Here is a 14,656-nt window from a genome sequence, read left to right as displayed (position 1 = left end):
GTCTTACTCCGTAGGTTCTTCCGCAGCAGGAGGATTGCCGGCGTCGTCCTGCGGGACTTCCTCGTCGGCCAGGTCTTCGTCGGCATCGCTCTCGACCACCCGGCGCACGCCGGACAGCGCGCTGCCGTCGTCCACGCTGATCAGCGTGACGCCCTGCGTGGCGCGGCCCATCTCGCGGATCTCGGCCACGCGGGTGCGCACCAGCACCCCGCCGGTGGTGATCAGCATGATCTCGTCGGACGGCATCACCAGCACGGCACCCACCACCTTGCCGTTGCGCGAGGTGGTCTGGATGGCGATCATGCCCTTGGTGCCGCGGCCGTGGCGCGTGTATTCGGTGATGGGCGTGCGCTTGCCATAGCCGTTCTCGGTGGCGGTGAGCACGCTCTGCGATTCATCGCAGGCCACCAGCAGCGAGATCACGGACTGGCCGTCCTCGAGCTGCATGCCGCGCACGCCGCGGGCGTTGCGGCCCATCGGGCGCACGTCGTTCTCGTCGAAGCGCACCGCCTTGCCGGCGTCGGAGAACAGCATCACGTCGTGCTTGCCGTCGGTGAGGTCGGCCCCGATGAGGTAGTCGCCGTCGTCGAGGTCCACGGCGATGATGCCGGCCTTGCGCGGGTTCGAGAAATCGGAGAGCGGCGTCTTCTTCACGGTGCCGCGCGAGGTCGCCATGAACACGTAGTGGTCCGGGCTGAACTCCTTCACGGGCAGCACCACGGTGACTTTCTCGCCGTCGGCCAGCGGGAACATGTTGACGATGGGCTTGCCGCGCGAGGTGCGCGTGCCCTGCGGCACTTCCCATACCTTCAGCCAATAGACGCGGCCGCGGTTGGAGAAGCACAGCAGGTAATCGTGCGTATTGGCGATGAAGAGCTGGTCGACCCAGTCGTTCTCCTTCATGGCCGTGGCCTGCTTGCCGCGCCCGCCGCGCTTCTGCGAGCGGTATTCCGACAAGGGCTGGCTCTTGATGTAGCCGCCGTGGGACATGGTGACCACCATGTCCATGGGAGTGATCAGGTCTTCGGTGTCGAGTTCGGTGGCGTTGACCTCGATCTCCGAACGCCGGGTGTCTTTCGCACCGGTGGAGAACTCGGCCTTGATGGCCTGCAGTTCCTCGGAAATGATGGTGGTGATGCGCTCGGGGCGGGCCAGGATGTCGAGCAGGTCGGCGATGGTCTCCATGACTTCGCGGTATTCGCCGATGATCTTGTCCTGCTCCAGCCCGGTCAGGCGCTGCAGGCGCATGTTGAGGATTTCCTGGGCCTGCGTCTCGCTCAGGCGATACAGGCCGTCGGCCTGCATGCCGAATTGCTCGCCCAGGCCGTCGGGCCGGTAGGCCGCCAGCCCACCCGGCGTGCCGCCCTCGGCCCGCGCCAGCATCTCGCGCACCAGCGACGAATCCCACTGGCGCGCCATCAGTTCCTGGCGCGCCACCGGCGGCGTGGGCGCCGCCTTGATGATGGCGATGAAATCGTCGATATTGGCCAGCGCCACCGCCAGGCCTTCCAGCACGTGACCGCGCTCGCGCGCCTTGCGCAGCTGGAACACCGTGCGGCGCGTGACCACCTCGCGGCGATGCTGCAGGAAATACTCGATGAGATGCTTCAGGTTCAGCAGCCGCGGCTGGCCATCGACCAGCGCCACCAGGTTCATGCCGAACGTATCCTGCAGCTGCGTATTCTTATAGAGGTTGTTCAGGACGACCTCGGGCACCTCGCCGCGCTTGAGCTCGATGACCAGGCGCATGCCATCCTTGTCGGACTCGTCGCGGATGTCGGAGATCCCTTCGATCTTCTTCTCGTTGACCAGCTCGGCGATGCGCTCCTGCAGCGTTTTCTTGTTGACCTGGTAGGGGATGGCGTCGACCACGATGGCCTGCCGGTTGCCCTTCTCCATGTCTTCGAAGTGCGTCTTGGCGCGCATGATCACGCGGCCGCGGCCGGTGCGGTAGCCCTCGCGCACCCCTGAAATGCCGTAGATGATCCCGCCCGTGGGGAAATCCGGGGCCGGAATGAGTTCGATGAGTTCGTCCACCGTGCACTGGGGATTGCGCAGGCAGTACAGGCAGCCGTCGACCACTTCCGCCAGATTGTGCGGCGGGATGTTGGTGGCCATGCCCACCGCGATGCCGGAGCTGCCGTTGACCAGCAGGTTCGGCAGGCGCGAGGGCAGCAGCAGCGGCTCGTGCTCGCTGCCGTCGTAGTTGGGGCCGAAATCGACGGTTTCCTGGTCGATGTCGGCCAGCAGCTCGTGGGCGATCTTGGCCAGCCGCACCTCGGTGTAACGCATGGCCGCCGCGCCGTCGCCGTCGACGGAGCCGAAGTTGCCCTGCCCGTCGACCAGCATGTAGCGCATGGAGAAATCCTGGGCCATGCGCACGATGGTGTCGTACACGGACTGATCGCCGTGCGGGTGGTACTTACCGATCACGTCGCCCACGATGCGGGCGGACTTCTTGTAGGCCCGGTTCCAGTCGTTGTTGAGCTCGTGCATGGCATACAACACACGACGGTGGACCGGCTTCAGGCCGTCGCGCACGTCGGGTAGCGCACGGCCCACGATCACGCTCATGGCGTAATCGAGATAGCTGCGGCGCATCTCTTCTTCCAGCGATACCGGAAGCGTCTCCTTGGCAAAGGAATCCATATATATAGCGACAGAATCGTTGGAGAACCCGGGCCGGGCAAACAGCAAATTCTATCACCCCATTACCGCGGACCTATCATCCGGCCCGTAATGCGGACGATCCGGGGCGGACATTTCGGGCCCGAGGCGCTTGTTGCCTAAAACCAACATGAACCGACGGGGAAGCGACGAAATCCCGACATCCAATGCCAATGCGCCGTTCCAGGGAAGCCAAAGCCCATCAAATGCCTTAAGATTGTTTCCAGCACGCAGGAGACCCAGTAGCGATCCCTTTGAACCTGTTCTTGGCGTTGCTATACTGGCCCCGTTTTCCTGATATGCGGCGGGGGTTCGCTGCGAGTCACTTATCCAGCTTCAAGCTCAACGAGGAGAAACATGAACAAACCCTCCAAATTCGCTCTGGCGCTCGCCTTCGCCGCCGTCACGGCCTCCGGTGCAGCCTCGGCGCAGTCCTATCCCGAAACGGTGGACAACTGGCGTAACCCGTTCGGTGACGTCTGGAAGAACGGCACCAACGAGCTGTGCTGGCGCGATGCGTTCTGGACCCCCGCCACCGGCATCCCCGGTTGCGACGGCGTGCCGGTTGCCCAGGCCCCGGCTCCCAAGCCCGCCCCCATGGCTTCGAAGGTCGTCTTCAACGCCGACACCTTCTTCGACTTCGACAAGTCGACCCTGAAGCCGGAAGGCCGCCAGCTGCTGGATCAAGTCGCCTCCCAGGCCAGCACCATCGACCTGGAAACGATCATCGCCGTGGGCCACACCGACTCCACCGGTCCGGAAGCCTACAACCAGAAGCTGTCCGAGCGTCGTGCCGCTTCGGTCAAGTCCTACCTGGTCAGCAAGGGCATCGATCCCAACCGTATCTACACGGAAGGCAAGGGCGAACTGCAACCGGTGGCTTCGAACGCCACCCGCGAAGGCCGTGCCCAGAACCGCCGCGTGGAAATCGAGATCGTCGGCAGCCGCCGCTAATCCGGCCAGCCGGTACAATGAAGGGCCTCGCGCAAGCGAGGCCCTTTTTTTGTTTCACGATGACTTCAGTACCGCAGTTCGCTGGACTACGCCAAGGCTCGATACAGCAGGTTTATCAATAGCTTAGGCGCGTCCATCATATGCCGGTGCTTTCCGAAACTTGACCCGGCTTCCGGTCGCGTAGCTCCCATGCGGCTCTTGGAAACCGAGGTTTCCGAGGAGTCATCATGGCGAAAATCAAGCTCACCAAGTCCGCAGTCGATGCGGCAAAGCCCCAGGCGCAGGCCGTCGAACTTCGGGATACCGTGGTGCCCGGCTTCCTGTGCAAGATCACCCCGGCTGGTCGCAAGGTCTTCATGCTTCAGTACCGCACGAATGCCGGCGAGCGCCGCAAGCCCGCCCTGGGCCAGTACGGGGAACTGACCGTCGAGCAGGCCCGCGTCATGGCGCAGGAGTGGCTGGCCGAGGTTCGCCGGGGCGGTGATCCGAGCGCGGCCAAGAATGCCGCCCGCAAGGCGCCGACCATGAAGGAGTATTGCCATACCTTCATGGAGGACTACTCCAAGCAACGTAACAAGCCCAGCACGCAGCGCGGCTATCAGGGCGTCATCGACCGCAACATCATTCCCATCATGGGCCGGATGAAGGTGCAGGACGTGAAGCGCCCCGATGTGGCCGCGCTGATGAAGAAGCTGGCCTACAAGCCGGCCGAAGCGAACCGCACCTTCGGCGTACTGCGCAAGATGTTCAACCTGGCCGAAGTGTGGGGGCTGCGCCCTGACGGCACGAATCCATGCCGCCATGTCCCGATGTATCCGCCTGGCAAGGAAACCCGGCTCATCGTGGACGATGAACTGGTGCGGATCTTCCGCCAGTTGGAGAAGCTGGAAGCCGAGGGGCTGGAGAACTACGTCATCCCGTTGGCGATCCGCCTGCAATTCGAGTTCGCCGCACGGCGCTCGGAAATCTGCCCGCTGGAATGGGATTGGCTAGACTTCGAGAACCGGCGTGTGGTGTGGCCAGACAGCAAAACCGGCGGTATCTCCAAGCCCATGAGCGAGGAGGCCTATCGGCTGCTGTCCACCGCGCCGCGCCGTGAAGGATGCCCCTACGTCCTGCCGTCGCCGAACGATCCAACCCGGCACCTGACTCACGGCGAGCACTACGGCGGCTGGACGCGCGTGCTCAAGGCTGCTGGCGTGCCTCACGTCGGCACACATGGCATTCGTCACCGGGCGACCACCGATATTGCCAACTCGGGCGTGCCAACCAAGGTGGGCATGAAGCTCACAGGGCACAAGACCGTGGCGATGTTTATGCACTATGTTCATACCGAGGACAAGCCGGTGCGGGATGCGGCCGAACTGGTGGCGAGTCGGCGGCTGGCGATTACCGGGGCGTCCCGTTCTATGGAGGTGACAGCATGACAAGGAAGACGCCTGTGGCGACGCGCAAACCTGCCGCCTTACCGGCTGGCTATGCCGGCATCCACGGCGGCATCGTGGAACTGCTGGATGCGGCGCGCCAGGCAGCGGCGCGCAGTGTCAATGCGCTGATGACGGCCAGCTATTGGGAGATTGGCCGCCGGATCGTCGAAGCCGAGCAGAAAGGCAGGCGGCGGGCCGGTTACGGCGAGCAGTTGATGGCGCGGTTGTCCGCTGATTTGACGGCCCGATTCGGGCGCGGGTTCGGCGTCAACAACCTGGAGAGCATGCGGCGTTTCTACCTCGCGTACCCCCAACCCGAGATTTCCCAGACACTGTCTGGGAAATTGGGAAACGAGTCGCCCCCTGAGAAATCCCAGACAGTGTCTGGGAAATTGAGCCTGTCTGAACTGGCCCAGGTCTTCACCCTACCGTGGTCAGCCTATGTGCGGCTGCTGTCGGTCAAGGACGACCATGCCCGCCATTTCTACGAGGCCGAAGCACTGCGCGGTGGCTGGAGCGTGCGCCAGCTCGACCGGCAGATCGGCAGTCAGTTCTACGAACGCACCGCCTTGTCCAAGGACAAGGCGGCGATGCTGGTCAAGGGTTCGGTGGCCAAGCCTGAGGATGCCGTCACGCCCAACGACGCGATCAAAGACCCGTATGTGCTGGAGTTCCTCGACCTCAAAGACGAGTATTCAGAATTTGATCTGGAAGCGGCCTTGATACAGCGGCTGGAAGACTTCCTGCTGGAGCTGGGTGAAGGCTTCACCTTCGTCGGGCGGCAACGTCGGTTGCGCATCGACCAGACCTGGTATCGAGTCGATCTGTTGTTCTTTCATCGCAAGCTGCGCTGCCTGGTCATCATCGACCTGAAGCTGGGCAGCCTGACCCACGCCGATGTGGGGCAGATGCACATGTACTGCAACTATGCCAAGGAGCATTGGGCCTACCCGGATGAGAATCCGCCGGTAGGCCTGATCCTGTGCGCTGACAAGGGCTATGCTCTGGCGCGGTATGCGTTGGATGGCTTGCCAACCAAAGTGATGGCGGCGAACTACCGGACGGTGTTGCCCGATGCCGAGTTGCTGCAAAAAGAGCTGGAGAACACGCGGCGTCTGCTCGAATCTCGCGGAACGCTGTCCCTCAAGGGCGACAAACCATAGTCGTGCGTCCCGGCGTACCGCCGTCGGGCTCGCGGGCTGCGCCCCGTGCTTCGTGCCGAATCACAGCCATTCGGCGCTGATCCCTTGATGCCTCCGGCCTGGATCGTTGATCCGGGCCTGCGCGTGCTACGCACTTGCCAACGGCGGGTGTGTGGCTGAGCGGGGGTGTAGGCGGTCTTGCTGTTCCCTTCACCGTATCACGGCGTTCGCAGCGTCAAGGGCTGCGCGTGCTTGCACGCTTGCGCCTTGGCGGTCGGCTACGCCCCCTGACTGCTTTGCGCTGCGCCGTGCTGGCCACGGTTCCGGGCAATTCCGCCCGAGCAACCGGAGCACGATCATGTCGCAACTATCCTTTTCCTCGTTCGATAACGCTTTGTTGGTGCGTGATGCCCAGGGGCGCTACCTGCCGGCATCGGTGGATCAAATTCTTGAGGCGGCACGCCAGGCCAATCGGACTTGACACCCGCAGTTTCAGCTTAACCCGATCACGATGACGTTTTGATGTTGAAACGGTAGCTCCCGCACGCCGAAAGCCGTGGCGACGTTCCTGCTGACTGACAGGAGGTTGCGTCATGGCTGGCCCGAGTGCCGAACATCGAGAACACTGGTATCCGACCGCCGCGTATCTCTACACGCTGCACCTTGATGGCCCGGCCCTGGCCTGGGAGTACCTGCGCCGCAATCCGGACTACCGCCGCGACTGGCTGCGCCGTCGCCGCCGCCCGGATGCGGCGCACCGCTGGGGCCTGCGCCTGCTGGAAGATCCCGCCCTGGATGCGCGCGACGCGCATCCGGCCTGGCTCCCCGATCACGACGCCGTGGTGCAGCTTTATCCCGATGCCGATCCGCCACCGGACGCCTATGCCTTCGAGTTCTGGCGTGTCCCCGGTCGCAAGCACCTGATCCATGACGGCAAGCGTCTGGTGCTGGTGTCGCGCTGGCCCGGCTGCTGCCTGCGGCTCGCGCTGGCGCCGGGCCTGGAAGACGGCATGGCCTACCTCTATGCCACCCGCGCCTGCGCCACGCCCTGCGCGCGCTATCAGGCACTGGTGGCCGAACTGGACAAGTTGACGGCGTTGCCGGATGCCGTGCCTGCGGCAGCGGCCCGTTCCCGGCCCACGCTTGCGGCGGTGCAGGAACTGCACACGCTCCAGGCGCTCGACGCGACCCTGGCGGGCGCGTCCTTGCGCGAGGTAGCCGAAGGGCTGTTCGGCGTGGATGCCGTGACCGCCGACTGGCACGCCGACAGCGCCTTGCGCGCCCGCGTGCGGCGGCTGGTGCGTCGTGGCGAGGCGCTGATGCGCGGCGGCTATCGCAGCCTGACGCAGCTTGCGCCAGTTGCATCGTAGTGAGGAGGGACGTTTTGCACCCCCTGCAATTCGTCCCTTAGCAGGAAGCCCGAATTTCTCGAAAGTGCCTCCATCCGGCCGCGTGGTGTGGCCGGGCTTGATGGAGGTAAATCCCATGCGACCCGCTCCCTTGCGGCCCTCTGTAACCGCTCCTTCCGCTGCTGTCGCTGCACCCGCGCAGCCCCAACGCTATCTGACCAACGACGAAGCCGCCGACTACCTGCGGCTGTCGCCCCGCACGCTGGAGAAACAGCGCGTGATCGGCGGCGGGCCGAAGTTCCGCAAGTTCGGCCGGCGCGTCATGTACGCGGTGGCCGACCTGGATGCCTGGGCCGATGCGCGCAGCTTCGATGCCACCTCCGACCCGGAATACGCCGAGCGCCATGCGGGTGACTACCGTGATCGCCGCTGATCGCAGGTTCACGGGTGGTCGCCGTCATGTCCAGTCCTGCGCTGCCGCTCCGGCAGCGGCCGGTGCAGGAGCGCGAACAGCTCGACCTGTTCCGCGCCTTGCCGGGCGACATGGCGCCGCGCGACAGCCAGGACTTGATGGCCTATCCGTTCTTCTCGCTGGCGAAATCCAAGCGGGTCAAGCCCATCGACTTCCGCGCGGGCAACGTGACGATTCGCGTGGAAGGCACGGCCGAGCATGGCATCGCCACGATTTGGGATGCCGACATCCTGATCTGGGCCGCCAGCCAGATCGTGGAAGCGCAGGACGCGGGCCTGCGGCCGTCGCGGCTGATGCACGCCACGCCTTACGAGATCCTGCGCTTCATCGGGCGCGGCACCGGCTCACGCGACTACCAGCGCCTCAAGGCCGCCCTCGACCGGCTGCAATCGACCACGGTGGCGACCTCCATCCGCGAGACGACCGGACGGCGCTTGCATCGCTTCTCGTGGATCAACGAGTGGAAGGAGCTGGCCGACGCCAGCGGCACACCGCTGGGCATCGAACTGATCCTGCCGGACTGGTTCTACGCGGGCGTGCTCGACGCCGCCCTGGTGCTGACCATCGACCCGGCGTACTTCCGGCTGACCGGCGGCATCGAGCGCTGGCTGTACCGCCTGGTGCGCAAGCATGGCGGCAGGCAGGAATACGGCTGGCAGTTCGATTTTCGCTACCTGCACCAGAAATCAGGCAGCAGCACGCGATTCTCGGATTTTGCCTACGACTTGCGTGCCCTGGTCGCCCGGCAATCCTTACCAGGGTACGAGCTGGGCATCGTGCGGATACCCGAGGACGACGTGGAATTGCTGACCTTCCGGCCCGTGCCGTCCACGGCACGGGGATAACTGGTGGACAAGCTGTGAATAGTGTCGTGCTATCAGGAGTAAGGGGTATCGTGCTATCGGGAGTACGACTATCGTGCTATCAGGAGTACGAAAACGCCGGAAAGCCAATAACGGCGCGGGTTTACGCGCCCTCTAACATACCTAACTTAAATTCTCTAACTTTTAGTAGAGAAGCGCCGTTTCGGTGGACAACTGCCGAAAACCTAAAAGCGCCACCAATCCGAAGGCAAGAACAGCCCCAAAACCAACCTCGTTCGGCAAGGCAAAACCTGGCTGGCTTTCCAGATCGGAGGGCCGCGCCATGATCGTCGCCTTGCTCAACCAGAAAGGCGGTGTCGGCAAGACCACGCTCGCCACCCACATCGCCGGAGAACTGGCGCTGCGTGGCCAGTCGGTGATCCTGCTGGATGCAGACCCGCAAGGTTCATCGCTGGACTGGACGCAGCGCAGAAGCCAGCAGGGCTTGCCCCGGCTGTTCAGCGCCGTGGGCCTCGCCCGCGAAACCCTGCACCAGGAAGCGCCAGAACTCGCCAGGCGGGCCGATCACATCGTCATTGATGGCCCGCCCAGGATCGCCGCCTTGGCGCGCTCCGCGCTGCTGGCGGCCGAGCGCGTGCTGATCCCGGTGCAGCCCAGCCCCTATGACCTGTGGGCCAGCGCCGAAATGGTCGCGCTGATCCGCGAGGCCCAGGTGTTTCGGCCTGCGCTGCGCGCGGCCTTCGTCATCAACCGGCGCGTCAGCACCACGGTGATCGGTCGGGAGGCGCGGCAGTCGCTGGCCGAACAGCCGCTGCCGGCGCTGCGTGCCGAAGTGCGCCAGCGCATTGTCTTCGCCGACAGCGTGGCTGCTGGCCGGCTTGCATGTGAGACGGCGCCCGACAGCGCCGCTGCTCGTGAAATCACCGCCCTGGTGGACGAACTGCTGCGGTGGTCGGCATGACCGCGAAGCCGCCACCGAACAGCAAGCGCACGGCAAAGCGTGTCGGCATCGGTGCGCGCCCGCCCGCGAATCCGCACGCGGAGGCGTGGATTCGACAGGGCGACGCAGATGCACTCAACAAGGGCGACCTCTACACCGCACGCCTGACGCTTGACGTGACGCCCGCCATGCGGGCGCGCATCAAGGTGTCGGCCTTCACGCAAGGCGTGACCGTGGCCGATCTGCTGCGCGGCCTGCTGGAGCGCGAGTTTCCCGAGCACCACACGGAGAACGCGCCATGAACGCATCCGCTGCACCAGCCACGAACACGGCCAAGGCCGCCGCATCGCCCCCAGCTGCGCCGTCGCTCGCGGTACTCGCCGGCCAGGCCGGCAACGTGCCGCTGACCCGCGTATCGCTGGCCTACATCGAACCGCGCTTCAAGCTCTACCTGCGCTTCGGCGAACCGGCGCGCACGCTCCAGCTCGACCGCTGGCGGCGCTGCGCCGTGTTCCTGCCGAACACTGTTCTCTGCCGCATCCGCTGGCAGGCCAACGACTATGGCACCACCCACTGGCAGCTCATGGTGATGCAGACCACTACGTCACTTGATGGCGTGCAGCGCATCCCCGGCGTGCAGCCGGGCGCACGTCTGCTGCTGCACGCCGAGGGTGATGCCAATGTGCGTACCGTGCTGAAATGTATCGACGGCATCGAGGCGCTGGGCATCGCCGCCATCGACGTGTCGCCCGCGTACTGGCGCACGCTGGGCAACCGTCTGGCGGCCCGTCTGCCGCTGCCCGAATACACCGCCGAGCGGCACGCCGCCTGGCTGGCCGGGAGGGTGCTGCCGTGACCGCTGATTTCACCACCGCACGCACCCCCGAAGTTGCACTGCATCCTCGCTCGCGCTTGCGCGCTCGCATCATGCTGGCGGGCTTCGCCGCCGTCGGCCTTGCTGCGCTGGCCTGGGCGGCGTTCGTGCAGCCGCTGCCGCGCCTGATCTACAACCCGTCCGACAGCGTTCCGGCTGGTTGGTATCGCGTCGAACTGCTCGATCATCGGCATGGCTTGCTGCCAAATCCGTTGCCTGTGGACAGCATCGTCCTGACCCGATTGCCCGCCGACGCTGCCGCGCTCGCTGCGCAGCGCGGCTACCTGCCTGCTCACATTCCGCTGCTCAAACGTGTGGGCGCGGTCGCGCCGCAACACGTGTGCATCGTCGCCGGTCAGGTACGCATCGACGGTGTGCCGATGGCTGCCGTGCTGTCTGCCGATCGGCTGGGCCGGCCGCTGCCATCCTGGCCGCATTGCCGGCTACTGGCTGATGGCGAACTGTTCCTGTTGAGCGCCACCAATCCGGCGTCGTTCGACAGCCGGTATTTCGGCCCCGTCAGTGCATCCGCCGTGATCGGCGTCGCGAATCCGGTCTGGCTGGAGACACGCCCATGATGGCCGCCGATTCGCTGCACGTCGTCGTGCATCCCATCGTGCCATCGGGCGTGTCGTTTTGCTGTCCGTCGCCATGTCGTCGCGCGTGTAGTGCGTGTGCATTCGCACCGCACTTCGCGCTGCCATCCAGTGTGCAGGCGTCTTGCCTTGAACGCGCCCGACCTGCGGTCATTGGCGTGTCGATCTGCGCGTTCGCCGGCGGGCTAGCTGCGAGTGCAGTAGTGCCGCCGGGCCGCCGACGCCCGGAGCGACAGCGAGGGGCAAAGGCGGAAGGCAAGACAAAAGGACGCGGCACCGGGCCGCGTCGAAAGCCTGTCTGCACATGGGGGGGGCGCGGCACGGAGCGGCTTCGCCACCGTGCCGCGTGGGGCGCGAGGCCCGCGCCAATGCAGGCATGTCCGCGTGCTTCGCACGACAGGACACGCCCGAGCTTGCGGGGAGCGCAACCATGACCGACCGCCGCGATGACGATTTCCGGGTGCGTCCCAGCGCCCCGAAGAACCGGGGCAAGGGCCAGGGGCAGAGCTTCGTTTCCAAGGTGCTCAAGCAGGCCGGCAAGGCCAGCAGTGGCAAGTCGGCGGTGCGCCGTCCTAGGGCGGCCGACACTGGCCAGCGGCCCGGCTCGCGCCTGGGACGCGGCCATACGGCGGCTCGTTTCGCTGGCGCGAAGCTGACGCCCACGTCCCGGCGAGTGAGTATCAAGACCCTGCTGGTCAATCAGCGCAACGCTAGCCCGCAGTCGCTCGCCAGGCACCTGCGCTATATCGAGCGCGACGGCGTGGGCCGAGATGGCGAACCGGGCCGGGCCTACGGGCCGCAGACCGACGAAGCCGACCTCGACGCATTCAAGGAACGCTGCGCCGACGACCGGCACCATTTCCGCTTCATCGTCTCCCCGGAGGACGGGGCCGAACTGGACGACCTGCGCACTTACACACGCCACCTGATGAACCGCCTGGAAGCCGACCTGGGGACACGGCTGGATTGGGTGGCGGTCGATCACTGGAACACCGACAACCCGCATACGCACCTCATCGTGCGCGGACGCGACGACACGGGCAAAGACCTCATCATCGCAGGCGACTACATCGCCCACGGCTTCCGGCATCGCGCCGCCGAGCTGGCGACGGAATGGCTGGGGCCGCGCACCGAACTGGAGATCCAGCAGACCTTGCAGCGCGAGGTGGAGCAAGAGCGGTGGACGAGCCTCGACCGCACGCTGCAACGCGAGGCTGGCGACGATGGCCGGGTGCAGATCGAACGCTTCAACGATCCCCGGCTGCAACGCCAGCGTCTGTTGCTGATTGGCCGATTGCAACGCTTGCAGCGCCTGGGCCTGGCCGACGAGATGCAACCCGGCACCTGGGACGTCCATGCGGACGCGGAGAAGACCTTGCGCGCCCTGGGCGAGCGTGGCGACATCATCCGCACCATGCAGCGGGCCATGCGCGGCCAGCCGCGAGAGCTGTCGGTGTTCGAGCCGGGCGAGAATGGCCGCACCATTGTCGGCCGCGTGGCCGCGAAGGGACTGGCCGACGAACTGCACGACCGGGGCTATCTGGTCATTGATGGGGTGGACGGCAAGGCTCACTACGTCGCGCTGAACGCCCGCGACGAGCTGGCGAACTATCCCACTGGGTCGGTGGTGGAGGTGCGCGGTTCCGCCGAGGTGCGTGCCGCCGACAAGAACATTGCCGCGCTGGCGAGCGATGGCCTGTACCGCACCGGTCATCACCTGGCGATCGAGCAGGGCCGGGCCAAGCCCGGCCGCGACCCGCAGGAAGTCGTCGCGGCCCATGTCCGCCGACTGGAAGCCCTGCGCCGGGCCGGCATCGTTGAGCGCGTGGCCGACGGGCTATGGAAGGTGCCGGACGACCTGGCCGAGCGTGGCCGCCAGTACGACGCGCAGCGACTGGGCGGTGTTGCTGTGGAACTGAAATCGCACCTGCCCATCGAGCGGCAGGTGCGCGTCATCGGCGCGACCTGGCTGGATCAGCAATTGATCGGTGGCAGCAAGGGGCTGGGCGACCTGGGCTTTGGCGGCGAGGCCAAGCAGGCCATGCAGCAGCGTGCCGACTTCCTTGAAGAACAGGAGCTGGCCCAACGGCGTGGGCAGCGCGTGATCCTCGCCCGCAACCTGCTGAGCACGCTGCGCAACCGGGAACTGGCGCGGGCTGCCACGGACATTGCCGCCGACACCGGCCTGGAGCATCGGCCCGTGGCGGACGGGCAGCGCGTGGCGGGCATCTACCGGCGCTCGGTCATGCTCGCCAGCGGGCGCTACGCGATGCTCGATGACGGCATGGGATTCAGTCTGGTGCCTTGGCGGCCGGTGATTGAACAGCGGCTGGGGCAGGCCATGAGCGCGACGGTCCGCGGGAGCGGCGTGTCATGGGAGTTCGGTCGGAACCGAGGCCCCACCGTTGGGTAACTGCAAGGCCAGGGTGGACGACCATCAGTCGACCGATGGCTGCTCCATATCTGCGGCAAACTGCCGCAACACGCTGCGCACCACCGGAGCCTGGGGCCTACGCCTTGCAATCAGTGCCACTGACAAGGTCGGCAGCACGGCGTCGGTGATTTCGGCATAGCGAACCCCCTCGAAGGCGAGGCGTCGAATCGAACTGGGAAGCAGCGCGGCCCCCAACCCGGCGGACACCAGCGACAACATGGTCAGCGCCCGTGTCGCCTCTTGAAGGATCCTGACATCGAGCCCGGCTTTGGTAAAGCTGTCCAATATCTGCGCATGAAGTACCGGCCCTTGGGCAACCGGAAACAGGATCAACCCGAGCGCCGCGACCTGCGCCAGGGTGACGCCTCCTGTCTGACCATCGTCAGGAAGCACGGCAACGCTGTGCTCCGCTGGAAACTCCAAGACGGTGAGAGGCTCGCTGGTTCCCAGTGGAGGGTGCGCGAAACCGATGTCGATCGTCCCTCGCGTCAAGGCGTCGAGCTGCTCGTTGGTGGAGAGTTCAACAAGCGTCGGGTGGATGTTCGGATAGACCTCCCTCAACTGGGACAGCAGCCGAGGCAGCCGTTCATAGAGCGCAGCCGAGACGAAGCCGATCCTGACGACGCCAGCCTCGCCGTCACCGGCTGCCCGTGCGACGGCGAGTGCCGAATCAGCATGTGCGACCGAAGCACGTGCCTCCTCGATGAACGCCGCACCGGCTCGCGTGAGTGTCAGGCGGCGGTTGGCGCGGCCGAACAGCTGCACGCCAAGTTCTTTCTCGAGACGCCTGATCGACTGGCTGAGCGGCGGCTGCGCCATGCCGAGGCGCTCGGCCGCGCGGCCCATGTGCAGCTCATCGGCGATGGCCAAGAAATGACGAAGATGTCGAAGTTCCATATCGTCATGATATCAAAATTTTGCAGATGGATTATCGATTTGTGATCAAAGGCCACGTACGCTTACTCCGAGTCGACAGC

Annotated in this window: 14 protein-coding genes and 1 pseudogene; 12 read left to right on the top strand and 3 right to left on the bottom strand. The window is 65.4% G+C overall.

Going from position 1 to position 14,656, the window contains the following annotated elements; translation table 11 throughout:
* Positions 1-3: 3 nt before the first annotated feature.
* Positions 4-2,649 (bottom strand): DNA gyrase subunit A, encoded by a 2,646-nt coding sequence (gyrA, locus tag ACYBYQ_RS06715; protein WP_459617983.1) that lies wholly within the window; start codon positions 2,647-2,649, stop codon positions 4-6.
* A 375-nt stretch (positions 2,650-3,024) separates the two neighbouring features.
* On the opposite strand from gyrA, the gene ompA reads away from it, so the two are divergent.
* The 7 genes and pseudogenes from ompA (at position 3,025) to ACYBYQ_RS06680 (ending at position 8,856) form a co-directional block, all read left to right on the top strand.
* Complete coding sequence (ompA, locus tag ACYBYQ_RS06710) at positions 3,025-3,621, top strand: outer membrane protein OmpA (RefSeq protein WP_459617982.1); 597 nt, start codon at positions 3,025-3,027, stop codon at positions 3,619-3,621.
* 227 nt (positions 3,622-3,848) lie between these two features.
* Positions 3,849-5,048, top strand: coding sequence for a tyrosine-type recombinase/integrase (locus tag ACYBYQ_RS06705; RefSeq protein ID WP_459617981.1), 1,200 nt, complete (start codon positions 3,849-3,851; stop codon positions 5,046-5,048).
* Positions 5,045-6,211 carry a PDDEXK nuclease domain-containing protein gene (locus ACYBYQ_RS06700; RefSeq protein ID WP_459617980.1) on the top strand — a complete coding sequence of 389 codons (1,167 nt, stop codon included), beginning with the start codon at positions 5,045-5,047 and terminating at the stop codon, positions 6,209-6,211. Before ACYBYQ_RS06705 ends, ACYBYQ_RS06700 begins: the two co-directional genes overlap by 4 nt.
* 337 nt (positions 6,212-6,548) lie before the next feature.
* Positions 6,549-6,659, top strand: a pseudogene (locus tag ACYBYQ_RS06695) (DNA repair protein RadC); the annotation flags it as partial.
* A gap of 124 nt (positions 6,660-6,783) precedes the next feature.
* Positions 6,784-7,560 (top strand): DUF2285 domain-containing protein, encoded by a 777-nt coding sequence (locus ACYBYQ_RS06690; RefSeq protein WP_459617979.1) that lies wholly within the window; start codon positions 6,784-6,786, stop codon positions 7,558-7,560.
* A gap of 115 nt (positions 7,561-7,675) precedes the next feature.
* Positions 7,676-7,972 (top strand): helix-turn-helix domain-containing protein, encoded by a 297-nt coding sequence (locus tag ACYBYQ_RS06685; protein ID WP_073646489.1) that lies wholly within the window; start codon positions 7,676-7,678, stop codon positions 7,970-7,972.
* 26 nt (positions 7,973-7,998) lie between these two features.
* Positions 7,999-8,856, top strand: coding sequence for a replication initiator protein A (locus ACYBYQ_RS06680; RefSeq protein ID WP_459617978.1), 858 nt, complete (start codon positions 7,999-8,001; stop codon positions 8,854-8,856).
* A 162-nt stretch (positions 8,857-9,018) separates the two neighbouring features.
* On the opposite strand, the gene ACYBYQ_RS06675 is transcribed toward ACYBYQ_RS06680, so the two are convergent.
* The gene (locus ACYBYQ_RS06675) at positions 9,019-9,159 is read right to left on the bottom strand and encodes a hypothetical protein (RefSeq protein ID WP_459617977.1); all 141 of its coding nucleotides are present in this window, start codon (positions 9,157-9,159) and stop codon (positions 9,019-9,021) included.
* On the opposite strand from ACYBYQ_RS06675, the gene parA reads away from it, so the two are divergent.
* The 5 genes from parA to ACYBYQ_RS06650 all read left to right on the top strand — a co-directional run bounded on the left by parA (position 9,158) and on the right by ACYBYQ_RS06650 (position 13,658).
* Positions 9,158-9,796 (top strand): ParA family partition ATPase, encoded by a 639-nt coding sequence (gene parA / locus ACYBYQ_RS06670; protein WP_459617976.1) that lies wholly within the window; start codon positions 9,158-9,160, stop codon positions 9,794-9,796. The genes ACYBYQ_RS06675 and parA overlap by 2 nt on opposite strands.
* Positions 9,793-10,077: a chromosome partitioning protein ParB gene (locus tag ACYBYQ_RS06665; RefSeq protein WP_459617975.1), complete on the top strand. Its 285-nt coding sequence runs from the start codon at positions 9,793-9,795 to the stop codon at positions 10,075-10,077. Before parA ends, ACYBYQ_RS06665 begins: the two co-directional genes overlap by 4 nt.
* Positions 10,074-10,631: a DUF2840 domain-containing protein gene (locus tag ACYBYQ_RS06660; RefSeq protein WP_459617974.1), complete on the top strand. Its 558-nt coding sequence runs from the start codon at positions 10,074-10,076 to the stop codon at positions 10,629-10,631. The genes ACYBYQ_RS06665 and ACYBYQ_RS06660 overlap by 4 nt, the downstream gene beginning before the upstream one ends.
* Entirely contained in the window at positions 10,628-11,227 is a 600-nt protein-coding gene (locus tag ACYBYQ_RS06655) for a S26 family signal peptidase (protein ID WP_459617973.1), read from the top strand. Before ACYBYQ_RS06660 ends, ACYBYQ_RS06655 begins: the two co-directional genes overlap by 4 nt.
* A gap of 448 nt (positions 11,228-11,675) precedes the next feature.
* Positions 11,676-13,658, top strand: coding sequence for a DUF3363 domain-containing protein (locus ACYBYQ_RS06650; RefSeq protein WP_459617972.1), 1,983 nt, complete (start codon positions 11,676-11,678; stop codon positions 13,656-13,658).
* A 24-nt stretch (positions 13,659-13,682) separates the two neighbouring features.
* Here the strand turns inward: ACYBYQ_RS06650 and ACYBYQ_RS06645 are convergent, their stop codons facing one another.
* Positions 13,683-14,576 carry a LysR substrate-binding domain-containing protein gene (locus ACYBYQ_RS06645; protein WP_279955814.1) on the bottom strand — a complete coding sequence of 298 codons (894 nt, stop codon included), beginning with the start codon at positions 14,574-14,576 and terminating at the stop codon, positions 13,683-13,685.
* Between the last annotated feature and the right edge of the window lie 80 nt (positions 14,577-14,656).

The sequence above is a fragment of the Bordetella sp. 2513F2 genome (assembly GCF_054642735.1).
This window is presented reverse-complemented; position numbering and strand designations above follow the sequence as displayed.

Coding starts and splice junctions, on each gene's coding strand:
- gyrA (WP_459617983.1), bottom strand. CDS start 2,649: ATGGATTCCTTTGCCAAGGAGACGCTTCCGGTATCGCTGGAAGAAGAG.
- ompA (WP_459617982.1), top strand. CDS start 3,025: ATGAACAAACCCTCCAAATTCGCTCTGGCGCTCGCCTTCGCCGCCGTC.
- ACYBYQ_RS06705 (WP_459617981.1), top strand. CDS start 3,849: ATGGCGAAAATCAAGCTCACCAAGTCCGCAGTCGATGCGGCAAAGCCC.
- ACYBYQ_RS06700 (WP_459617980.1), top strand. CDS start 5,045: ATGACAAGGAAGACGCCTGTGGCGACGCGCAAACCTGCCGCCTTACCG.
- ACYBYQ_RS06690 (WP_459617979.1), top strand. CDS start 6,784: ATGGCTGGCCCGAGTGCCGAACATCGAGAACACTGGTATCCGACCGCC.
- ACYBYQ_RS06685 (WP_073646489.1), top strand. CDS start 7,676: ATGCGACCCGCTCCCTTGCGGCCCTCTGTAACCGCTCCTTCCGCTGCT.
- ACYBYQ_RS06680 (WP_459617978.1), top strand. CDS start 7,999: ATGTCCAGTCCTGCGCTGCCGCTCCGGCAGCGGCCGGTGCAGGAGCGC.
- parA (WP_459617976.1), top strand. CDS start 9,158: ATGATCGTCGCCTTGCTCAACCAGAAAGGCGGTGTCGGCAAGACCACG.
- ACYBYQ_RS06675 (WP_459617977.1), bottom strand. CDS start 9,159: ATGGCGCGGCCCTCCGATCTGGAAAGCCAGCCAGGTTTTGCCTTGCCG.
- ACYBYQ_RS06665 (WP_459617975.1), top strand. CDS start 9,793: ATGACCGCGAAGCCGCCACCGAACAGCAAGCGCACGGCAAAGCGTGTC.
- ACYBYQ_RS06660 (WP_459617974.1), top strand. CDS start 10,074: ATGAACGCATCCGCTGCACCAGCCACGAACACGGCCAAGGCCGCCGCA.
- ACYBYQ_RS06650 (WP_459617972.1), top strand. CDS start 11,676: ATGACCGACCGCCGCGATGACGATTTCCGGGTGCGTCCCAGCGCCCCG.
- ACYBYQ_RS06645 (WP_279955814.1), bottom strand. CDS start 14,576: ATGGAACTTCGACATCTTCGTCATTTCTTGGCCATCGCCGATGAGCTG.